The 21,104-nt window shown below is 72.7% G+C and carries 15 protein-coding genes, 1 tRNA gene and 1 pseudogene; 4 read left to right on the forward strand and 13 right to left on the reverse strand.

All coding sequences use genetic code 11. From position 1 onward, the window contains the following. Window positions 1-61: 61 nt before the first annotated feature. Both IG90_RS0114110 and IG90_RS0114115 read right to left on the reverse strand, forming a co-directional pair. Window positions 62-2,248 (reverse strand): SPFH domain-containing protein, encoded by a 2,187-nt coding sequence (locus IG90_RS0114110; RefSeq protein WP_233435869.1) that lies wholly within the window; start codon window positions 2,246-2,248, stop codon window positions 62-64. A gap of 29 nt (window positions 2,249-2,277) precedes the next feature. Beyond that, a complete protein-coding gene (locus IG90_RS0114115) occupies window positions 2,278-3,570 on the reverse strand; it encodes a peptidoglycan-binding protein (protein WP_030582976.1) in 1,293 nt (430 codons plus the stop codon). Between the two features lie 193 nt (window positions 3,571-3,763). On the opposite strand from IG90_RS0114115, the gene IG90_RS0114120 reads away from it, so the two are divergent. From IG90_RS0114120 to glxA, 3 genes are all read left to right on the forward strand, one after another. Next, a tRNA-Lys gene (locus IG90_RS0114120) sits at window positions 3,764-3,837 on the forward strand. 533 nt (window positions 3,838-4,370) lie between these two features. Continuing rightward, window positions 4,371-6,290 carry a glycosyltransferase family 2 protein gene (locus tag IG90_RS0114125; protein ID WP_030582978.1) on the forward strand — a complete coding sequence of 640 codons (1,920 nt, stop codon included), beginning with the start codon at window positions 4,371-4,373 and terminating at the stop codon, window positions 6,288-6,290. Beyond that, a complete protein-coding gene (gene glxA, locus IG90_RS0114130; protein ID WP_030582981.1) occupies window positions 6,287-8,224 on the forward strand; it encodes a radical copper oxidase GlxA in 1,938 nt (645 codons plus the stop codon). Before IG90_RS0114125 ends, glxA begins: the two co-directional genes overlap by 4 nt. A gap of 75 nt (window positions 8,225-8,299) precedes the next feature. Here the strand turns inward: glxA and IG90_RS0114135 are convergent, their stop codons facing one another. The 11 genes and pseudogenes from IG90_RS0114135 to IG90_RS0114180 all read right to left on the reverse strand — a co-directional run bounded on the left by IG90_RS0114135 (window position 8,300) and on the right by IG90_RS0114180 (window position 19,877). Next, the gene (locus IG90_RS0114135) at window positions 8,300-9,346 is read right to left on the reverse strand and encodes a glycoside hydrolase family 6 protein (protein WP_030582984.1); all 1,047 of its coding nucleotides are present in this window, start codon (window positions 9,344-9,346) and stop codon (window positions 8,300-8,302) included. 508 nt (window positions 9,347-9,854) lie between these two features. Next, window positions 9,855-10,595 carry a class F sortase gene (locus IG90_RS0114140; protein WP_030582986.1) on the reverse strand — a complete coding sequence of 247 codons (741 nt, stop codon included), beginning with the start codon at window positions 10,593-10,595 and terminating at the stop codon, window positions 9,855-9,857. Window position 10,596: 1 nt separating this feature from the next. After that, window positions 10,597-11,163, reverse strand: a complete 567-nt coding sequence (locus IG90_RS0114145) for a hypothetical protein (RefSeq protein ID WP_030582989.1) — start codon at window positions 11,161-11,163, stop codon at window positions 10,597-10,599. Between the two features lie 115 nt (window positions 11,164-11,278). Further along, entirely contained in the window at window positions 11,279-12,112 is an 834-nt protein-coding gene (locus IG90_RS0114150) for an HAD-IIA family hydrolase (protein ID WP_030582992.1), read from the reverse strand. 90 nt (window positions 12,113-12,202) lie between these two features. Beyond that, window positions 12,203-13,591, reverse strand: a complete 1,389-nt coding sequence (locus IG90_RS46875) for an alkaline phosphatase family protein (RefSeq protein WP_425338024.1) — start codon at window positions 13,589-13,591, stop codon at window positions 12,203-12,205. A 39-nt stretch (window positions 13,592-13,630) separates the two neighbouring features. Then, window positions 13,631-14,512 (reverse strand): annotated as a pseudogene (locus IG90_RS46880) (ABC transporter ATP-binding protein); the annotation flags it as partial. Beyond that, window positions 14,509-15,222 carry a phosphonatase-like hydrolase gene (locus IG90_RS0114160; protein WP_030582995.1) on the reverse strand — a complete coding sequence of 238 codons (714 nt, stop codon included), beginning with the start codon at window positions 15,220-15,222 and terminating at the stop codon, window positions 14,509-14,511. The gene IG90_RS0114160 and the pseudogene IG90_RS46880, both read right to left, overlap by 4 nt. Window positions 15,223-15,227: 5 nt before the next feature. After that, entirely contained in the window at window positions 15,228-16,352 is a 1,125-nt protein-coding gene (locus tag IG90_RS0114165; RefSeq protein WP_030582998.1) for a TIGR03364 family FAD-dependent oxidoreductase, read from the reverse strand. Window positions 16,353-16,492: 140 nt separating this feature from the next. Further along, window positions 16,493-17,263, reverse strand: coding sequence for a GntR family transcriptional regulator (locus IG90_RS0114170; protein WP_030583001.1), 771 nt, complete (start codon window positions 17,261-17,263; stop codon window positions 16,493-16,495). 103 nt (window positions 17,264-17,366) lie between these two features. Then, window positions 17,367-18,527 (reverse strand): hypothetical protein, encoded by a 1,161-nt coding sequence (locus tag IG90_RS0114175; protein ID WP_030583004.1) that lies wholly within the window; start codon window positions 18,525-18,527, stop codon window positions 17,367-17,369. Between the two features lie 234 nt (window positions 18,528-18,761). Continuing rightward, window positions 18,762-19,877, reverse strand: a complete 1,116-nt coding sequence (locus IG90_RS0114180) for an ROK family transcriptional regulator (RefSeq protein WP_030583012.1) — start codon at window positions 19,875-19,877, stop codon at window positions 18,762-18,764. Between the two features lie 73 nt (window positions 19,878-19,950). On the opposite strand from IG90_RS0114180, the gene IG90_RS0114185 reads away from it, so the two are divergent. Continuing rightward, window positions 19,951-21,051 (forward strand): Gfo/Idh/MocA family oxidoreductase, encoded by a 1,101-nt coding sequence (locus IG90_RS0114185; protein WP_030583014.1) that lies wholly within the window; start codon window positions 19,951-19,953, stop codon window positions 21,049-21,051. Window positions 21,052-21,104: the final 53 nt, after the last annotated feature.

Consider the following 21,104-nt stretch of genomic DNA (forward strand, 5'->3'; position numbering starts at 1 on the left):
CAGCGGGTGGACAGACCGCCCACGGAGCACCCACGGAGCACCCCGGACCTCCCCCGGGCGCTCAGGCCCCGTCCCCTCCCCCACGGCGGCCGGTGTAGAAGGCCACCGTCAAGTCCTTGACGAGTGCCTTGCGTTCGTAGTCGTCGAGCTCGACGATGCCGCGTGCGGTGAGCCGGTTGACCGTGTCGTCGACCGCGTCCACCACGGAGGTGAGCACGCTGTCGCGGTGCTTGGAGTCGATCGCGGCGATCCGCCGCCGCTGCATCGCCGCCGCGACCTCGGGGGCGTACTCGATGCCGGTCGGCTGCGCCGAGTACACCTCCACGCCGACGGGTTCGCAGTCCGCCTTCAGCATCCTGGTCAGCGCGTCGCCGACCGCCTCCGCGTCGCGCAGGCTCGGGGCGTCCTCGTGGAACGCGTCGGCGGGCAGTTGCGAGAGGACCCGGGCCATCGCGGCCTCGACCTGTGCGCTCAGGTACGCCTCGTGGTCCTCGATGCCGAGCGCGGCCCGGACCGTGTCCTTGATCCGCCACACGACGAGGACGACCACGCGCAGCGCGGTGCCGTTCGCGTCGACGGCGGGCAGCGGTTCGCTGCGCCAGTGCCGCAGCCGTACGTCGACGCGGCGGCGCAGCAGCAGGGGCGAGACCCAGACGAGACCGGTGCGCCGGACGCTGCCCCGGTAGTCGCCGAACAGCGTCAGCACCCACGCGTACCCGACCCGGCCCCGGCCCAGGCCGCCGAGCGCGAGGAGCACCACGGCGGCGAGGAGGGCGAGGAGGGCCCAGGCGCCTACGCCGATGCCGAGGTCGGCCCGGGGGGTGAGGCCGACGGCGCTCGGCCAGGTGGCGGGCAGCGCGCCGCGCCACCACAGGAGGGCCAGTCCGCCGGCGATTCCGGCCGCGCCGGTGAGGAGGGCGGCGTAGCCGGGCAGGGCGGGCCCGGGCCGTTCGGCGAGCCGGGGGTCGGCGACCGGGGCGGGCCGGGTCGCCGGCTGCACCCGCGTCCGCGGCGAACGCGGCACGGGGGGCCGTCGGGCGGCGGGCGCGCGGTCCCCGCCGGCGGGGCGACGGACGACGGCCGCGGGCAGCGCCGCCGCTTCGGCCGGCTCGGCCGGTTCCTGGTCATCGCGGAAGAGGAGGTGTACGGGGATGGAGGCGGTGGTCTCGTTGGCGATGACGGAGTGGCGGCGGCCGGGGTACGAGGTGGTCGTGGCCGTGGTGGTCACGGTGGTCGGTGACGCGGGTACGGGTACGGGTACCGGCACGGAGAAGGTGGCGGAGGCCGCCCGGCCGCCGGGGGCCAGGTCAAGGACGAGGTCCAGTTCGGTGTCGGGCCCGGGGTCGTCCACGGGTCCCCTCGTGGGGGTGCTCCGGGGCTCCCGTTCGGCCGGGGCCGAGGCCGAGGCCTTCCGGGCGGGCCCCTTTCCGGCCCCCGGCTCGGCCCCGTAGGAGGGATGCGGGGTCCACTCCGCCGAGGGTTCCGTCCTCAAACGCCGGACGGGCTTGAGGTGGAGGTTCCCGTCGAGCGGCACGGGGCGCGCGGGGGCGGGGCGGTCGGCGGGGCCGTCCGGGGCGGGGCCCTCCGGAGCGGGGCCGTCGGGGGCGGAGGCCGGGACCGGTCGGTCCGTGCGACGGTCGGAGGTGGAGCCGTCCGGGGTGGAGCGCGCGGGGGCGCGGCCGTCGGCGGCGGAGGCCGGGACCGGTCGGTCCGGGGTGGGGCCGAGGTGCAGGCTCACGTTCGGGGGCTCCGGGGTGAGAGAGCGGGATGGTCCGGGCGGGGCCTTGTCGGCGTCCCGCGCGGGTGCGGGTTCGGCGCGTGGCGGAGGAGGGAGCTCACCGTCCGGCGCGGGCGGGACCTCGCCCTCCGGCAGCGGAGCGGCCTCGTCGTTGATCGGGCCGAAGAGCGGCGGCGGGGATTCCCGGCCCGCGCGGCCGAACAGCGAAGGCGGAAGCTCGGCGTCCGGCGCGGGCGCGGACCGGGCTGCCGACGCAGACGCGGACTCGACGGCCGTCGAGGACGGGAGCACTCCGTCCGGCGTGGGCGGAAGCTGACCGTCCGGCGCGGGCGAGAGCTCGGCGGCCGGCCGCGTCGGCCTGTCCGCGATGGGACCGAAGAGCGGGGGCGGGCTCCCCTTGCCCGGTGGTGCGAAGAGTGACGGCGGGAGCTGGTCGTCCAGGGAGTGGGGGGTGGAGGTGGTGCGGGGGGTGGGGGTGGTGCGGGAGGTCTGGTCGTCGTTGGGGGTCACCGGTTCCCGATTCCTTTCCGTCACGTCCGTCACGCGAAGAGCCGGCGCCAGGTCTCCGGCCCCGGGTAACCATCGGCCGCGCCGCCGCGCCAGCCCTGAGCCCGCTGGAACGCCTCGACGTTGCGGCGGTCCGCCTCGGTCCAGAGCGGGCTGGGGCCCGACACGTAGTGCTTGCCGTATCCCTTCTTCACCAACTGTCTGCCGAGCCGGTCGACATGGCTGTTGGACTGACCCGGCTTGAAATAGCCGCGTCCGGGGAACGCGACGGCCGTATTCGGGCTGCCGCCCGCACCGGCGGCCGGAATGTTCCGTCCGCCGCCGGTGGTCAGCAGGCGCCAGGTGTCCGGGCCCGGGATGCCGTCCGCCTCCTCGCCCTTCCAGCCCTGCGCCTGCTGGAAGGCCTGGGTCGCACGCCGGTCCGCCGTTCCCCACACGGGCCCGGGGCCGACCGCGTAGAAACGCTTGCCGCCGCGCTGGACCAGCATCCGGCCGAGCTGGGTGACGTGCTCGTTGTCGGCGCCGGGGCCGAACTGCACGGCGCCGGGGAAGGCGGTGGAGGATCCAGAGCCGGGCGATCCGCCTGTGACCTCTTTGTACCGATAGGCAACGTAATGGTCTGAGTTGTCCCAGTACGCCATGGGTGTCGACTGTCTCCGCGTCTGTGGGCGCGCCTGCTCGTAGGCGACGTAATGGGTGCGCGTGTAGTCGGTCCAGCCGCCGAAGATCGTGACGTGCGAGCCCTTGGAGGGGTCGGCCGGGTTGTGGAACAGGAGGATGTCGCCGGGCTGGAGATCGGCGCGGGCGATCCTGGTCCCGTACATGGCGAGGCTGCCGGTCCATTCGTTGGTGCCGAGGTTCCAGGCCATCGACACATAGCCGGAGCAGTCCTGGCGGTAGCCGTCCGACCAGTACTTCTCCATGCTGTACGGCACCTTCGCCGACACCCACCCCTTGGCCCGGTTGATGATGTCGGCCCGGGTCGTCTTCGGCGCGGCCGTTCCGGCGGCCGGCGGGCCCGAGGCGCCGCCGCCCTTCAGCGGGCCCTTCTCGCCCTGTGGGGTGGCCGGCTCCGGATCGGCGCCCCCGTCGGCGCGCGGGGCCCCGGGGGCGAGGCCGCCGGGGGCCGCCGCACCCGCGGCTCCGCACGAGAGGACCACCCCGGCGGCCGTCGCCAGCACCAGGGCGCGCCGCGCGCCGTGCGCGGCGGGGTGGCCGCCGTGCCGCACCGGCAGGGCCCTGGCCGCGGAGCGCCGCCGCGCGGCGCACCCCGCGCATGCGCAGTCGATGGCGGGTTCGTACTCCTCGAAGACCGGCACAGTCATGCGATTCCCCTCCGCGCTCGTCATTCCGTCAAGATCTTTGGGCGCAGCCGCAACGGACGTCAGCGGCTTAACTCTCCTGACATATCGCATTTTGACGGAACAAAGGGAAAAAACGACTATCTGACGGGGTGTGGCGTCCGGTAAATGGTTCGGAGCACCCCTGGCAGTCGGGTAGAGTTCTCCAGGTCAGCAGGCGCCGTTAGCTCAGTTGGTTAGAGCAGCTGACTCTTAATCAGCGGGTCCGGGGTTCGAGTCCCTGACGGCGCACGCACAGTCAAAGCCCCTTCACGTTCAGTGAGGGGGCTTTGATCATTCCCCGTCCGGCATCCGGTGACCCCCGGGGAGACCCCTCGGCCGCGCACGCACGGCTACGCGTCGAACCCGGAACGCCACGAGGCGGTGGCGGAGGGGGTGGCGAGCGCCGGTCGTCACTTCGTCACACCCCCTCCACAAGTGGGGTTCAAATCGTACGTATGGCCGGTAAACAGTCCGTTTCACCCTTGCGATCCCGTTCGGTGTCGGACAATCTGTCTGGGGGCCCGGACGGGCACCAAGGGGGCCGCTCATCCGTACAGTTGGCTCAGCAGAGCGTGACGTTCCGGTTGTCCGTGCCGCGGGGTGGGGGTCCCGCTCAGGGGCGGACGCCGAGGGGGCATCATGCAACCGGAAGGCTGCCGATCCATGTCTGTGGGAACGGCGGCTTGCCACCGTGTGCGCGCCCCGTGAAGAACGAGGGCCCACCGCGCACGAAGAGAGAGACCGAGCAGTCACGCACCAGCATGCGTGCGGGGGGATGACCCATGACGTCGACGCCGCCAGGCGACCGGCAGGAGAACGACGCTTCCCGGACGACACAGCTCCGGATACCGGCGCAGCTGCGGGCCGGGGCGTCGAGGCGGCGTGCCAAGAAGGAGCTGCCGCGCTACGACTACGAGCACTACAGCCGGCTCGCCGGACCGCTGACGCAGCCCCCCGCGGGCAAGCCGTACAAGGTCCAGTACCGCTCGCTCATATCGCAGGAGCCGCACCGGGTGCGCGCGGCGCTCCTGCTCGGCGCGGCTCCCCTCGTCTCGCTCGGCCTCTTCGCCTGGCTGATGCAGCCCAGCCACTGGACGGACCGCGACCCGAACCTGGACAACGACCTCCTGCTGGTCCTCGACGTCATCATGCTGGTCTCGATCGGTCTGATCGAGCTGTTCCGCACGCTGAACGTCCTGTCGAACGCGCATGCCACCCTGGTCGCCCGCGACCCGGTCCCGGTGGTCCCGGAGTCCGGCACCAAGGTCGCCTTCCTCACCTCCTTCGTCCCCGGCAAGGAACCGCTGGAGATGGTGACGAAGACCCTGGAAGCGGCCGTGAGGATCCGCCACCGCGGCCTGATGCACGTGTGGCTGCTGGACGAGGGCGACGACCCGGCGGTCAAGGAGGTCTGCGCCCGGCTCGGCGTGCACCACTTCTCCCGCAAGGGCGTGGCGCACTGGAACCAGGCCAAGGGCCCGCACCGCGCCAAGACCAAGCACGGCAACTACAACGCCTGGCTGGACGCGCACGGCGGCGACTACGACTTCTTCGCCTCGGTCGACACCGACCACATCCCGATGGCGAACTACCTGGAGCGGATGCTCGGCTACTTCCGTGACCCGGACGTCGGGTTCGTCATCGGCCCGCAGGTCTACGGCAACTACGACACCTTCGTCACCAAGGCCGCCGAGTCGCAGCAGTTCCTCTTCCACGCGCTGATCCAGCGCGCGGGCAACCGCTACGGCTCGCCGATGTTCGTCGGCACCAGCAACGCGGTCCGGATCTCGGCGCTCAAGCAGATCGGCGGCCTGTACGACTCGATCACCGAGGACATGGCCACCGGCTTCGAGATCCACCGCCACCGCAACCCGGCCACGGGCAGGAAGTGGCGCTCGGTCTACACCCCGGACGTGCTGGCCGTCGGTGAGGGCCCGACCGCGTGGACGGACTTCTTCACCCAGCAGCTGCGCTGGTCCCGGGGCACCTACGAGACGATCATCGGGCAGTTCTGGAAGGGCTTCGGGACCATGCCGCCCGGCAAGCTCTTCAACTACACGATGATGATCATCTTCTATCCGATGTCGGCCCTGAACTGGATCCTCGCGGCTCTCAGTTGCGCGCTGTTCCTCGGCATGGGCGCCTCCGGTGTCCAGATCGACCCGACGATCTGGATGATGCTGTACGGCAACGCCTCCGCGCTCCAGATCGGCCTGTACATCTGGAACCGCCGCCACAACGTCTCGCCGCACGAGCCCGAGGGTTCCGGCGGCCTGGCCGGCATGGTGATGTCCGCTCTCTCCGCGCCGATCTACGCCCGCTCGCTGATGGACGCGGTGCTGCGCCGCAAGAGCTCGTTCGTGGTGACCCCCAAGGGCGACTCGTCCAGCCCGGACACGTTGTTCGGCACCTTCCGCATCCACCTGTTCTTCATCGTCGTCTTCGGCGCGTCGATGATCTCCTCGTTCTTCCTGGGCCACAGCCACCCCGCGATGGTCACCTGGGCCACGCTGGCGCTGCTGATCACCGCCGCGCCGATCATCGGCTGGCGGTACACGGTCCGCGCCGAGAAGAAGAAGCGCCGGGCCGGGGGATCCCACCGCAGCGGCGGGCCGGCACCGGCGCCCCGGCCGGCGCCCCTGCCCGGGGCGCCCGGCAACGACCAGACCATGCAGATCGCCCTTGGGGGACGTAAGAAATGAAGTACCGTCCGAGCCGCCGTACCCGCCGCCTGGCGATCAGTACGGCGGTGGTTCTCGCGCTCGCGGGGGCGAACGGGCCGTGGCTGTACCGCTTCAGCACCGAGCGCTATCACGAGTACAAGATCAACCAGCCGGATTACAAGGCGGCCAACGGCCACTGGGACTTCCTGGACGTCCCCTCCGAGCGCCGGATCAACACGATCCACGCGGCCCTGCTGCACACCGGCAAGGTGCTGCTCGTCGCGGGCTCCGGGAACAACCAGAAGAACTTCGACGCGAAGAGCTTCCGCTCCGTGCTGTGGGACCCGAAGACGAACGTCTTCAAGGACATCGCCACCCCCAAGGACATGTTCTGCGCCGGGCACACCCAACTGCCCGACGGCAAGCTCCTCATAGCCGGCGGCACCAAGCGCTACGAGAAGCTCCAGGGCGATGTCACCAAGGCCGGCGGCCTGATGATCGTCCACAACGAGAACCCGGACAAGCCGATCACCCTGCCCGCGGGCACCCGGTTCACCGGCAAGGAGAACGGCAAGACGTATCTCTCCAAGGACCCGGTGCTGGTGGAGAAGGCCACGAAGGTCTTCGACAAGCAGACCGGCGCGTTCCTGCGCAACGACCCCGGCCTCGGCCGGATCTACGTCGAGGCGCAGAAGACCGGCAGGAAGTACGAGACCGGCACCGAGGACAACTACCGGGTCGCGGGCCTGTCCGGCTCGGACACCCGCAACGTCTACGGCATCGCGCAGAAGCTGGCCCTGGACAAGAAGGACTTCCAGGGCATCAAGGAAGCCTTCGAGTTCGATCCGGTCGCGGAGGAGTACATACCCGTCGACCCGATGAACGAGGCCCGCTGGTACCCGACGCTGACGACGCTGGAGGACGGCAAGGTCCTCGCCCTGTCGGGTCTGGACGAGATCGGGCAGATCGTCCCCGGCAAGGACGAGATCTACGACCCGGCGACCAAGGAGTGGGAGTACACCGGCATCGAGCGGAGGTTCCCCACCTATCCGGCGGTCTTCCTGCTCAACGACGGCAAGCTCTTCTACTCCGGCTCCAACGCCGGATACGGTCCGGCGGACGTGGGCCGCGACCCGGGAATCTGGGACCTGTCGACGAACAAGTTCAAGAAGATCCCCGGGCTCAGCGACCCGGACCAGATGGAGACCTCGGCGACCGTGCGGCTGCCCCCGGCCCAGGACGAGAAGTTCATGGTGATCGGCGGCGGCGGGGTCGGCGAGTCGGAGAAGTCCAGCGAGAAGTCCCGGCTGGTCGACCTCCAGAAGAAGAACCCGCGGTTCACCGACGGGGCCGCGCTCTCCGAGGGCACCCGCTACCCCAGCGCATCGCTGCTGCCCGACGACTCGCTGCTGGTCACCGGCGGATCCAGCGACTACCGGGGGCGCGGCGGCTCGGACGTGCTCCAGGCCCGGCTGTACGACGCGAAGACGGACACGTACCGACAGGTCGCGGACCCGGCGGTCGGCCGGAACTACCACTCGGGTTCGGTGCTGCTGCCGGACGGCCGGGTCATGATCTTCGGCTCGGACTCACTCTTCTCCGACGAGGCCAACACCCGGCCCGGCGTCTTCGAGCAGCGCATCGAGATCTACACCCCGCCCTACCTCTACCGGGACTCCCGGCCGGAGCTGACGGCCGGGCCCGAGAAGATCGAGCGCGGGAGCACGGGGCTGTTCACCACACAGCACGCCTCCAAGATCACCTCGGCGAAGCTGATGCGGCCCTCGGCGGTCACCCACGTCACCGACACCGACCAGCGCACCATCGCGCTGGACATGAAGAAGTCCAAGGACGGGATCACCGTCACCGTGCCGGAGAACCGGGCGCTGGTGCCGGCCGGCTGGTACATGCTCTTCGTCACCGACGACCGGGGCACCCCGTCCGAGGGCATGTGGGTGGAGGTGCCCGAGTAGGGCGCGTACGCACAGGGCGAGGGCCGCACTCCGGAAGGGATCCTCCTACCGGGTGCGGCCTTCGGCGTGTTCCGCCTACTTCGTGGCGCCGGCCAGGCCCAGCGCGTACTCCGGCCACCAGGCGCCGGCCTTCGGGCCGCCCTTGCAGTCGCCGTCGGACTCGCCGGGGCGCTTGATCCACAGGTAGGCGTCGACGAGCTCGTCGCCGGTCTGCGTGGTGGGGGCCTCGCCCAGCGCGCGGCCCGGCGGGTTGCACCAGCTCTCGGCGGGGTCACCGCCCTCGTAGGGGCCGTTGCCGTTGCGGCTGGTGTCGATGACGAAGGGCTTGTTGCCGATCTTCTCCGACAGCTTCTTGCCGAACTCCGTGGAGACGGCCGTCGTCTGGAAGTTGGAGACGTTGAGCGAGAAGCCGTCCGCCTCGGCGATCCCGGCCCGCTGGAGCGGCTGGAACAGCGCGTCGGGCGACTGCCAGCCGGCGTTGCCCGCGTCCAGGTAGACCTTGGTGGCGGGCTGCTGCTTCAGCCGCTGGATCGCGCCCTTGAGGAGGTCGTAGCGCTCCTCGTGGAACTCCTGGGGCGTGCAGCCGTCGACCAGGTGGAGCAGCGCGTCCGGCTCCAGGATCACGGTGGCGCTGCGGTCCCCGATGCCCTTGGCGACGCCGTCCAGCCAGGTGCGGTAGGCGTTGCCGTCGGCGGCGCCGCCCTTGGAGAACTGGCCGCAGTCGCGGTGCGGGACGTTGTAGAGGACCAGCAGTGCGTCCCGGTCGGCGGCGGCCGCCGCCTCGGTGATGCCCTTGACCTCGCTCGTAGGGTTGTCCGGGCCGATCCACTCGCCGACCGGCTGCTGGGCTATCTTCCGGATCAGCTCGGCTTTCTCGTCGTCGCCGTCCTTGCTGTACGCGGCGACCTGACGGGCCGCGTTGCCGTCGGGGTTGACCCAGTACGGATCCTTGTCCTTGGGCTGCTGCTCGACGGTCGGCGCGCTGTCCTTGCCGCCGCCTTCCCCGTCGCCGGAGCAGCCCGCCAGCAGCAGGGCCGCCCCGAGCGCCGCCGCCGTACCGGACGTCCGCAGGCCCGCCGCGCGCCTGCGCGTCCGGGACCGGCCGGTGTAACTGCCGTACATCCACTCCCCCTTGGGTGCACTGCCTGCACTGTTTCTCACTGGTTGCACCGATGTGCTGCCGGTCCGATCCATCCTGGCACAGCGGCCGGGCGCCCACGCTCCCACCCGTACAACGGTCACACGGGGGCACCGGTTCCGGACATCCCATTCGAAAGCCGGTCATCCGTCCGGCGGGTCCCCCTACAGTGGTGAGGGATCCGGCCCGCCCCACCGCACCGACCTCCCGTACCGCGCCGGGCGACTCCCGCGGCCGGGCGCACGCGGTCGAGGACCGGTCCGGCCGGCACGCCCCGTGAGAGGCGGCCGGCCGGGCCGGGTCGACCGTGCGCTGCGTGACGCGTGGTGCGCGGTGCGGCGGGTCAGAGCCTGTCGGGTGGCCTTCGACCGGAAAGCGGACGCGGTCCGGTGCGTGCGGTTCCCAGGCACCGAGAATCCTCGTAGCGGAGCTGCCAGGGCGTTTCGGCAACGCCGGAAGCGTGCGCGCCAGGGCCGGCCGCCCGATCAGGGGTCACCCGACAGACTCTCGGCCGCGGCTCCCGTGACCCACGGCCTGTACGCGCTCCTCGCCGGCCCCGGCGTCCTTCGCGTCCCGCGCGCCGGTGAGGTAGGCGGACACGACCACGTTCGCCGTGTAGGAGCGGGTCTTGTGGTCGTACGTCCCGCCGCAGGTGATCAGCCGCAGCTCGGCCCGGCCGTCCTCGCGGGGCCCGTACGCCTTCTGCGCGTCGAAGCGTTCGCGGGTGACGAGCTGGACGTCGTCGACGGTGAACTCCGCGACGCCGCCGTCGGCCCGGGTGACCTCGATCCGGGCGCCGGGCTTCACCGCGCTGAGCCCGTAGAAGACCGCCGGCTTGGTGTCGGTGTCGACATGGCCGACGAACAGGGCCGCGCCCTTCGCACCGGGCTGGGTGCCGCCGCCATACCAGCCGGCCGTCTTCGGCATGCCGTACGGGGGCGGGTCGATGGCCCCGTCGTCGTCGAGACCGCGCGCGATGACGGGTGCCGCGATCCCCACGGAGGGGACCTCGACGCGTTCGGGGGCCGACCCGGCGAGCGGGTCGTGGGCCGGGGGCAGCGGGGCCCCGAAGGGGCGGCCGACCGCGGCCACGTCGCCGGTGGTGGGCCCCGACAGGCCGCCGAGCCCGCCGCCGGCCTCCCGGCCCCAGAGCCACAGGCCGAGCAGCAGCACGGCCCAGGTCACTCCGGTGAGCAGTCGCCCGTTGCCTGCCGGGCAGTCCGGGGCACCCATGTCAGCTGCCGGCCGGGCCGCGACGCCGGCGCGAGCTGCGCAGGGCGACGGCGACTGCCGCGACGGCGGCGAGCACCAGGCCGATCACCGCGTGCCGGGTGCCGGGCCCCTCGGCCTCGGTGGACCGTTCGGCGAGGGTGGCGGTGCCTCCGCCGCCCGCCTTGACGGGTGCGGCGGGCGAGGGGCGGTTGTGGTGGACGACGGTGAGGGTGCCGGTCGCCTTGCCCCGGCCGCCCTTGCACGTCACCCAGACGTCGTAGGAGCGGGGTTCGGCATCGTCCCGGATCCGGGCCTCGGCGAAGAGGCCCTTGTCGTCGGCGGGGCGGAAGCGGGCCTCCGAGGTGAAGGCGTCGGAGTTGCCCGTCGCCTCGCGGCCCTTGCCGCAGACGTCGACCCACAGTTCCACCTGCCCGCCCGGGGCGGTCGTGGACGGGGTGACCGAGACGGTGCCGGTGCGCCGGTCGTCGTCGCCGGCCGGGGCGGCCGGGGACGCCAGAGCGGCGGGTGCGGGCACGGCTATGAGCGCGGCCGCCGCCGCGGCACAGAACGTGAGCAGTGTTGAACGCATCGTGAACCTCCTACGGGAAGGTTCACGCCTGCGCCGGCGGCCCGCATCCGCAGTGCTCCGTTCGAGCGACGCCCTGGCCGAAAGCCGGGGCGACTGCGGATGCGGTCCGCGCAGGTCAGCGGGGGTCTGCCTGGAGGGCCTGCTTCCCCTGGTCCACCTGGTCCGGCAGGTCGATGAGGTCGACCAGGTCGGCGATGGACTCGACGACGTGCGACGGCCCGTACGGGTAGCGGTCGATGTCGGCGACGGCCGTGAGTCCGGTGAGGACCAGGAAGGTCTGCATGCCCGCTTCCAGGCCCGCCAGGACGTCGGTGTCCATCCGGTCGCCGATCATGGCGCTGGTCTCGGAGTGCGCGCCGATGGCGTTGAGACCGGTCCGCATCATCAGGGGGTTGGGCTTGCCCGCGAAGTAGGGGTCCTTGCCGGTGGCCTTGGTGATGAGGGCGGCGACCGAGCCGGTGGCGGGCAGCGGGCCCTCGGCGGACGGCCCGGTCTCGTCGGGGTTGGTGCAGATGAAGCGGGCGCCCGCGTTGATCAGCCGGATCGCCTTGGTGAGCGCCTCGAAGCTGTACGTCCGGGTCTCGCCGAGCACCACGTAGTCGGGGTCGTGGTCGGTGAGGACGTACCCGATGTCGTGCAGGGCGGTGGTGAGACCGGCCTCGCCGATGACGTACGCCGTGCCGCCGGGACGCTGGTCGTCCAGGAACTGGGCGGTGGCGAGCGCGGAGGTCCAGATGTTCTCCACGGGCACGTCCAGGCCCATGCGCTTCAGCCGGGCGTGCAGGTCGCGCGCGGTGTAGATGGAGTTGTTGGTGAGGACGAGGAAGGGCAGCCCGGAATCCCGCAGCCGCTTGATGAAGGCATCGGCACCGGGAATGGGGGTGCCCTCGTGGATGAGGACGCCGTCCATGTCGGTGAGCCAGGATGAGATCGGCTTGCGCTCTGCCATGTGTCGGGACTCCTGCCGTACGCACTGCGTGCTGGGGGTGCCCGGACCACGCCGTCCCGGCGCCCCCAGCATAAGAGCCATTCGCTCGGATCAGCCGGTGGTGACCCTGACCCCGTCGATCACCCAGTACCAGTTGTTGCTGCCGGTGTAGCGGAACCGGAAGCTGACGTTGGCGGCCCCGGGCGGGACGTCCAGGGTGAGTGACTGCGGCTGTGAGATGACGTCGGATGTGTAGCTCTTCACGGCGACGGGCGTTCCGCCGTTCCAGGAGGCGAGGATCCGGGCGCTCTGGCTGCCCTCCTGCCGGTACAGGGTGGTGAAGCCGAGGGTCACGGTGGACCTGCCGCCGACCGCGTACGCCGGGGTCACGAGCGTGGAGTCGTACGGGCCCGAGGACGCCTTGTCGTCCCATTCGTCGGAGTCGGCGACCGCGAAGATCCCGCGCGAGCGGACGTTCAGCTCACGGGACTGGTCGCGCTGGCTGCGGCTCCAGAACTCGTCGGTGGCGAAGGACCAGCCGCGCCATTCGCTCACGCCGCCGGTGCCCATCGCGGAGTTCACCACCGACCAGCCGCTGGGCGCGCTGTGGGTCCAGCCGAGGACCCCGGCCGGGATGCCGGTCTCGTCGACGCGGGCGGAGAGGGAGGGGTACAGCGCCTCGAAGGGGTCGGTGGAGCGTTCCTGGATCGGCTTGCCGTCGAGGCCCCAGGCGGGGTCGGGGACGATGCCGAGCTGCTTGAACACGGTGGCGGCGACGTCCACGAGACGGGTGTCGGTGGGCTTGGCGCCGGCCGCGATGCCGGGGCCCTGGGCGAGGACGAAGGTGCGCCGTTCCTCGATCGCGCTGCCGCCGTGGCCGCCGGAGTCGGTGTGGCCGTGGTCGGTGGTGACGATGACGGTCCAGCGTTCGGTGGCGTACGAGGGGCGGGCCCTGATCGCGGTCAGGAGGCGGCCGAGGTAGCCGTCCTGGACGTGGATGGCCTGGCGGTACGCGGCGCTGGCCGCACCGGAGTTGTGGCCGGCGATGTCGGTCTGGCCGAAGTAGACGAACAGGACGTCCGGGTTCTGGTTCCGGAGGATCGACTCGGTCTCGGCGGCGATGGTGGCGTCGTGGCCGGTGTAGCCGTCGGCGTCACCGTCGAGGACGAGCTTGGCGTCGGCGCCCGGAGTGACGGTGCCCTGGGTGTCCAGGGGCTTCCAGTCGACGGCGGCGTAGGTGGAGAGCTGGGGGCGGACCTGGGCGAGGCGGGCGAGGAAGCCGGGGTACCTCCCGTAGTTCTTCCCGGCGAAGGAGTTCTCCTTGACGCCGTGCTTGTCGGGCCAGACGCCGGTGGAGATCGTCGACCAGCCGGGGCCCGAGGAGGTGGCGGCCATCGGGTTGGCGTACAGCAGCGAGGTGCCGTACGTGCCGTTGGCCATCATCGACTTGAGGTGCGGGGCGTCGGCGGCGGCGATGACGTCGTGGCGCAGGCCGTCCATGCCGACGACGAGCACCTTGTCCTTGCTGGTGCCGTCGGGGAGCGTGGGCGAGGCGGCGCGGGCCGCGGTGTCGGTGGGGACGGTGAGGGGGTGGCCGTCGAGGTCGACGCCGCCGTCGCCCGTGACGGTGACGGGGAGGAGGTTGGCGTTGCCGACGAACGAGGCGGTGAACTCCGTACGGGGGCGGCGGTAGAGCTCCTCGGGGGTGCCGCAGTCCCGGAGCCGGGCGCGGTCCATGACGGCGATCCGGTCGGCGAGGGTGAGGGCCTCGACCTGGTCGTGGGTGACGTACAGGATGGAGACGTCGGGCAACTCGCGGTGAAGTCGAGCCAGTTCGGTGAGCATGCCGGAGCGGAGCCGGGCGTCGAGGGCGGAGAGCGGTTCGTCGAGGAGCAGGACGCCGGGGCGGATGGCGAGCGCGCGGGCGATGGCGACGCGCTGCTGCTGGCCGCCGGAGAGTCCGCGCGGGTGGCGGTCGGCGTACGCGGCCATGCCGACGAGTTCGAGAGCCTCGGTGACGCGGCCGGGGATCTTGGCCTTCGGGGTGCGGTGGGCCTTGAGCCCGAAGGCCACGTTGTCCTTGACCTTGAGGTGCGGGAAGAGGGCGTAACTCTGGACGACCATGCCGATGCCGCGCCGGTGCGGGGGCAGGGCGGTGACGTCCCGGCCGCCGAGGAGCACCCGCCCGGAGGCGGGCCGGACGAACCCGGCGACGGCGCGCAGGGCGGTGGTCTTGCCCGATCCGGAGGGCCCGAGGAGGGCCATCACCTCGCCGGGTTCGACGGTGAGGTCGAGCCGGTCGAGGACGACGTTCCCGCCGTAGGCGACGGTGACGCCGTCGAAGCGGATGCCGCTGGGGGCGGCGGGTGCGGACCGGCCGGGGCTGAGCGCGCCGGGGGCGGCGGGGGCCGGGGCGCTCACGCCTCGGCCCGCGCGATGAGGCCGGGGAGCTCGGCGACGGACCCGAGCACGTGGGTCGCGCCGTGCCGGGTCAGCTGGTCCTTCTCGTGGGCGCCGGTGAGGACCCCGGCGACGATCCCGGCGCCGGAGCGTACGCCGCTGAGCATGTCGTACGAGGTGTCGCCGGCCACCACGGTCCGCCGCACGTCTTCCACGGCCCCGGTGCGCAGGAAGGCGGCCAGCACCATGTCCGGGTAGGGCCGGCCCCGGCCGCCCGCGTCGGCGGGGCAGAGGGTGAGCGGGACGAGGTCCTGCCAGCCGAGGGCGGTGAGGATGGCGTCCTGGGTGGTGCGGGCGAAGCCGGTGGTCAGGACGACGGTGCGGCCTTCGGCGGTGAGCCGCTCGACGGCGTCCCGGGCGCCGGGGACCGGGGCGATGCGGCCGCCGTCGACGAGTTCCGCGTATGCCTCCTCGAAGGCGAGGTTGGCGTGCTGGGCCTGGTCCTCCGCACCGAAGAGGTGCCGGAAGACGGAGATCTTGGACTCGCCCATGGTGGCGCGCACGTAGGCGAGCTGGCGGGCGTGCTCGTCGGATCCGGTGCGTACGCCGAGGCGCTGGGCGGCGGCGGAGAAGGCCTGCTCGACGAGGCCGCCGTCGGCGACGGTGGTCCCGGCCATGTCGAGGACGACGAGGCCGAAGGGGTGGTCGGTGGTCGGTGTCGCTGAAGTCATGTGGTTCACCAGCCCAGTTGGTCGGCGGTCGTTTCGGCGATGGCGGGTGAGCACGTCATGCCGCGCCCGCCGGGCCCGGTGACGAGCCAGACCCCGTCGGACAGCTGCTGCCGGTGGACGACGCGTGAGGTGTCGGTGCACTGGGCGTAGACGCCGGCCCAGCGGTGGCGGACGCGCGGCAGCGGGCGGCCGAGGAGGGCCTCGACGACCCGGGTGAGGTGCTCGTAGGGCTCCTCGACGGTGTCGAAGGCGAAGGGGTGCTCGTACTCGTGGGTGTCGCCGATGGTCAGCCCGCCGTCGCTCCGCTGCACCATGAGGAGCTGCATGCGGTGCTCGGCGGCGACCGGGTCCTGGGGCTGTGCGGCGTCGAGGGCGTCGAGCGCCTCGCCCCGGTAGGCGGGGTAGTAGCGGAAGCTGTCGGCGTCGGCGACGGAGGTGGTGAGCGGTTCGCCGAGCGGGTCGGTCTGCATCATCTGGAGGCGGACGCGGCGCACGGGCAGCTCGGGCCCGGCGAGTTCGCGGACGAGCCCGCCGAGCCAGGCGCCGGTCGCGAGGATCACGGCGTCGCCGGTGTGGACGTCGCCGTGGTCGTCGCGCACCGACGCGGCCCCGACGACGTCCCGCACTTCGCGGCCGCCGAGGTAGGTGTACCGCCCTGAGGCCAGCAGCTCCTCCTTCAGGGCGAGTTGGGCGGTGCGGGGTTCGACCGCCGCGTCCCGCTCGCACCACAGGGCGGCGATGAACGCGCCACGGAGGGCCGGGTTGACCGCGCGGGCCTCGTCGGCGGTGAGCAGCTTGTAGCCGCGCGCCGCCGCGTCGGGCCGGGCGACGGCCGCCTCGGCGACGGCGACCTCGCGTGCGGTACGCAGCGGGGTGAGCGAACCACAGGCCCGGAAGCCGAGTCCCGGCACCCGCTCCCCTATGGCCTCCCACAAATCGCGTGCGTGCAGGGCGGTTTCCAGCTCCTCCCCACCGGCACGCCCGCTGATCCATATCTGTCCGAAATTGCGGAGCGATGCCCCGCGCGCCTCGCTCTCGCGCTCGATCTGTACGACCTCGTGGCCGCGGCTGACTGCGTGCCAGGCGTGCATGGTTCCCACCACGCCGGCTCCTACGACGATGACTCTCACGACGGCCACGCTCCTCGGGACGGGTGTCCCGCACGCGTCCGCTCACCGACGGGACGGTGAACGACCCCGCAAGCTTGGACCAGACCCGTTACCCTTTCGTCACCAACCGGGCTGGGTGGCGATCCGCGGAGCGGGCCCTCTCAGTCCCGCCCTTCGCCCCGCAGATGGGTGGAGAAGGAGAACCGGTCGCCCCGGAACAGGGTCCGCACGCGCTCCAGCGGCCGGCCCTCGGTGTCCCGGGACAGGCGGTGGATCAGGAGCATCGGCAGGGCGGGCGGGGTCCCGATGAGCAGGGCCTCGCGGGGGGTCGCGAGGACGGTCTCGATCCGCTCGTCGGCGTCGCCGAAGGCGATCCCGAGGCGGTCGCGGAGGTAGGCGTAGAAGGAGGAGTCCGGGTCGAACCGCGTGTCCAGGTCCGGGACGCGGGCGACGCCGACGTACGTGCTCTCCAGGCCGACGCGTTCGTCGTCGGCGAGCAGCACCCGCTCCAGGTGCCAGACCGGTTCGCCGCGCTCGACCGCGATCTCGGCGGCGAGCGCCTCGGGGCAGGGGAAGCGGTCCAGGCCGATGAGGTGGCGGCCGGGCCGCCTGCCCTGGCGGCGGACGCCTTCGGTGTAGCTGGCCAGCGAGAGCGGCTGCTCCAGTTTGGGCCCGGCGACGACGGTGCCACGCCCCTGCCGGCGCACCCGCCCTTCCAGGAGGAGTTCGCGCAGGGCCTGGCGGACGGTCTCCCGCGAGACCTCGTGCCGCTGGGCGAGCTCCCGCTCGGTGGGCAGGAGCCCGCCCTCGCCCAACTCGTCCAGCAGCACAGCGATACGGGCCTTGACCGCGTAGTACTTCGGGATGCGGCCGTGCTCGGGGATGCCTGAGCGGATCGGTGCGCCAGGTGCCTGGTCGTTCGGGTAGTCCACGGCCCGATGGTTGCAGACGCGGATGAACAGGCCGGTACGGGTGCTGATCCGGTCGCCACCACCCCGCCGCCGCCCCGCGGGGCGGCGGGGCGGCGGGCCCCTGTCAGCCGGTGGTGCGGCGGGCCCGGCGGGCGCGCACCAGAAGAGCGGTCCCGCCGAGCAGCAGCGCCCCGGCGGCGGCCCCGGTCCAGGGCAGCGACGCCGCTCCGGTGCGGGCGAGTTCGGGCAGCGGGCGGCCCAGTCCGTCGCGGGGCGGAAGTCCGGGGTGCTCCCCGCTCCCGTCATCCCCGGTTCCGGGGCGGGTCGGCGGGCGGGTGCCGGAGTCGTGGTCCGGGGACGGCTCCGGGGACGGCTCCCGTCCCGTACCGGGGCCCGTACGGGTGCCTTCGGGATCGCCGGGCCGCTCCGTACGGGTGCCGGCCCCCGGAACGGTGCGCTCCGGGTCGGGACCCTCCGACCTGGAATCTCGCGGCCGGGATTCTTCCGGGCGGGATTCTTCCGGGCGGGATTCTTCCGGGCGGGGGCGCTCGGGCCGGGGGAGTTCCGGTTCGCGGATACCGCCCGTGGCGCCGTCGACGATCACGAAGGGGTACTCCTCCGACTCCCCCACCCATTCACCGTCCTCGCGCCCGCCACCCTTGGACTTGTCCTGGTGGCGGCGCTGGACGACAGCGGCGTGGGCGGTTACCGGGCCGGGGGCGGTGTCCGAGGTGAAGGCCATCCGGACGCGTACGGAGACGGTCTTTCCGGCGGGAACGGTGAACCCGAGGAACGCCTCGCTGTCCTCGCCCCCCTCTCCGCTCTCTCCGTTCTCGCCGAAGACGCCGATCTGTTCGTCGCGGTCGGTGCTCTCCCAGGTGACCCGGTGTTCGGTCCCTGGGCGGCCGGGCTCGGAGAACTCCAGCTGGATCTGGTCCGACGTCAGCCTGCGGTCGCGGTCGGCGAGGACGAGGACCGGGTGCAGGGCCTGGCAGGAGGTGTCGGTGGTGTTGGTGAGGCCGAGGAACCAGGTGCCGTATCCGCCGCCGGAGGCGTACCGGTCCGGGGCGTCCTGGATCCGGGTCTCGATGGGGAACTCCTTGGCGTCCGGGTCACCACAGACGGGCTGCTCATCGGCGGCTGAGGAGGCGGGGGCGGGCGCGCCCGGCAGGGCGGCGGCCTGCGGGCCGCCCAGAAGCGCGGCGGGGACCGTGATCCCGGCGGCCAGCCCCAGGGCGGCGAGCACACGGGCGTCACGCAGCCGCGCGCTGGAGGTGGGGGGCATGAGGGGACACCCTTCGCTGCTCGCGGACGACCGGGGCGGGGGCTCCGGCGGGGGCAACCGACGCCATCACGCGCGCGCGTCATTCAGAGAGTCGACATGCCGACTTGATTCATAGGATCACCCGACTGCGCTTGCCCTCGCTCGCCCAGGACCTCGGCGGACCCCACCTCGGCCGGGCAGGACCTCGGCCGGGCAGGACTCCACCTCGGGCTGGCCGGCACCGGAGGCCCGGCCCTAACCCCGCTCCCCCACCCGCCCGAACACCGGCGCGAGCACCAGTTGCGCCGCGCCCTCGGCGACGGGCCGGTCGCCGCCCCCGGCGACCGCGACGGTCACCCCCGTGCCCGCCCCGCCCCGCGCGGCCCGCTCCTCGATCACGGCCCGGACGCCCCGCACGTACGCGTCCTCGTCGGCGGCCACCGTCCGGCCGCCCAGCACCACCCGGTCGATGTCGAGCAGGCCGACCAGGTTCGCCGCGCCCGTGCCCAGGATCCGGGCGGCCTCCGCCCGGTCGCCGCGCGCCTCGGCGGCCAGGCACAGCGCCTCGATGCAGCCGCGCCCGCCGCACCCGCAGAGCGGGCCGTCCAGTTGGAGGGTCTGGTGGCCGAACTCGCCCGCCCCCGTCCGCGCCCCCCGGTGCACCTGGCCGCCGAGGACGAGGCCGGCGCCGAGCCCCGTACCGAGGTGGAGGTAGGCGAAGTCGCCGCGCGGCTCGTCCAGGGAGAGGGCCAGGGCGAGGGCGGCGGCGTTGGTGTCCTTGTCCAGGACCACCGGCAGCCCGGTCCGCTCGGCGAGGGCGGCGCGCAGCGGGTAGCCGTCCCACCGCGGGAAGCCGGTGACCCGGTGCAGGACGCCGTCCCGGTGGTCGAGCGGGCCGGGTACGGCGACGCCCAGCCCCAGCACCGGCTTGTGCGGTTCGGCCGCGCACAGGTCCCGGACGGCGTCCGCCGCGTCCCCGAGGACCCGGTCCGCCGGTGCGCCGAGGTCCAGGGGTGCGCGGGTGACCGCGACCAGCCGGCCCGCGAGGTCGACGAGGACGGCGGTGAGGCCGTCGCGGTCCAGGTGCAGCCCGACGGCGAACTGCGCGTCGGGAACGAGGCACAGCACCGTGCGCGGCTTGCCGCCGGTGGAGGGGCGCAGGCCCGCGCCGACGGCGAGACCGTCCTCCCGGAGCCGGGCGGTGATCTTGCTGACGGCCTGCGGGGTGAGGCCGGTGCCCTCGGCGAGCTCCAGGCGGCTGATGCCGTCCGCCCCGGCCGCCCGCAGCAGGTCCAGCACCAGCGCGGCGTTGTGGTGGCGCAGTGCCGGGAGGTTCACCCCCGCGGGGGCCTTCGTCCTGCTCGTGTTCACGGCTCACTCCTGTTCACCGTCCCATTGTGCCGGTCGCTTGCACTTTGGCAACAGCGTTGCTTAAGTGGAATGCATGACCCCCAACGCCCCCGGCGCCCCTCTCCGCGTCGCCCTCGTCGGCTACGGCCTGGCCGGCTCCGTCTTCCACGCGCCGCTGGTCTCCGCGACCGATGGCCTGGTCCTCGACACGGTCGTCACGTCGAACGAGGAGCGCCGGGCCGAGGCCCGTGCCGCGTTCCCCGACGTCCGCTTCGCCGCCTCGCCGGACGAGCTGTGGGAGCGCGCCGGCGAGCTGGACCTGGTCGTGATCGCCACCCCGAACAAGACGCACGTCCCGCTGGCGACGGCCGCGCTGAAGGCCGGGCTGCCGGTGGTCGTGGACAAGCCGGTCGCCGGGACCGCCGACGAGGCGCGCGAGCTCGCCGCCCTCGCCGAGGAGCGCGGGCTGCTGCTCTCGGTCTTCCAGAACCGCCGCTGGGACGGCGACTTCCGGACGCTCGCCGCGCTGATCGCCGACGGCGAGCTGGGCGAGGTGCAGCGCTTCGAGTCCCGCTTCGAGCGCTGGCGGCCGCAGCCGAAGGGCGGCTGGCGCGAGTCGGGCGACCCGGACGAGATCGGCGGTCTGCTGTACGACCTGGGCAGCCATGTCGTCGACCAGGCGCTGGCGCTGTTCGGCCCGGCGGTCCAGGTGTACGCCGAGTCCGACGTGCGGCGTCCCGGCGCGGCCGCGGACGACGACACGTTCCTCGCGATCACCCACGCCGACGGGGTCCGTTCGCACCTGTACGTCAGCGCCACGACGGCCCAGCTCGGCCCGCGCTTCCGGGTGCTGGGCTCGGAGGCGGGCTATGTGAAGTACGGCCTGGACCCGCAGGAGGCGGCGCTGCGCGAGGGCCTGCGCCCGGGGGCCGGTGAGCCGTGGGGCGAGGAGGCGGAGGAGCTGTGGGGCCGCATCGGTTCCGGCGAGTCCCCGCTGACCGGTGGCGGCACCCCGGTCCATACGCTGCCCGGCGACTACCCCGCGTACTACGCCGCCGTCGTCGCAGCGGTGCGCGGCACCGGCCGGAACCCGGTCACCGCGCTCCAGGCCGCCGCCGCGCTGGACGTCCTGGAGGCCGCCCGCCGCTCGGCCCGCGAAGGCGTCTCGGTCACTCTCCTCCCCCACTCGGGGTGAGCGGGGCGCCGTACACGGGGTGAGCGGGGCGCCGTCACCGTATGCGTGACGAC

This window comes from Streptomyces anulatus (assembly GCF_000721175.1).
Taxonomy (GTDB): Bacteria; Actinomycetota; Actinomycetes; order Streptomycetales; family Streptomycetaceae; genus Streptomyces; species Streptomyces anulatus_C.

What these genes read in the sequence shown, in the direction of transcription:
- IG90_RS0114135 (WP_030582984.1), bottom strand. Translation starts at nt 9,346, where the DNA reads ATGTACGGCAGTTACACCGGCCGGTCCCGGACGCGCAGGCGCGCGGCG.
- IG90_RS0114145 (WP_030582989.1), bottom strand. Translation starts at nt 11,163, where the DNA reads ATGCGTTCAACACTGCTCACGTTCTGTGCCGCGGCGGCGGCCGCGCTC.
- IG90_RS0114115 (WP_030582976.1), bottom strand. Translation starts at nt 3,570, where the DNA reads ATGACTGTGCCGGTCTTCGAGGAGTACGAACCCGCCATCGACTGCGCA.
- IG90_RS0114160 (WP_030582995.1), bottom strand. Translation starts at nt 15,222, where the DNA reads ATGACTTCAGCGACACCGACCACCGACCACCCCTTCGGCCTCGTCGTC.
- IG90_RS0114175 (WP_030583004.1), bottom strand. Translation starts at nt 18,527, where the DNA reads ATGCCCCCCACCTCCAGCGCGCGGCTGCGTGACGCCCGTGTGCTCGCC.
- IG90_RS0114140 (WP_030582986.1), bottom strand. Translation starts at nt 10,595, where the DNA reads ATGGGTGCCCCGGACTGCCCGGCAGGCAACGGGCGACTGCTCACCGGA.
- IG90_RS46875 (WP_425338024.1), bottom strand. Translation starts at nt 13,591, where the DNA reads ATGGACGGCCTGCGCCACGACGTCATCGCCGCCGCCGACGCCCCGCAC.
- glxA (WP_030582981.1), top strand. Translation starts at nt 6,287, where the DNA reads ATGAAGTACCGTCCGAGCCGCCGTACCCGCCGCCTGGCGATCAGTACG.
- IG90_RS0114125 (WP_030582978.1), top strand. Translation starts at nt 4,371, where the DNA reads ATGACGTCGACGCCGCCAGGCGACCGGCAGGAGAACGACGCTTCCCGG.
- IG90_RS0114150 (WP_030582992.1), bottom strand. Translation starts at nt 12,112, where the DNA reads ATGGCAGAGCGCAAGCCGATCTCATCCTGGCTCACCGACATGGACGGC.
- IG90_RS0114185 (WP_030583014.1), top strand. Translation starts at nt 19,951, where the DNA reads ATGACCCCCAACGCCCCCGGCGCCCCTCTCCGCGTCGCCCTCGTCGGC.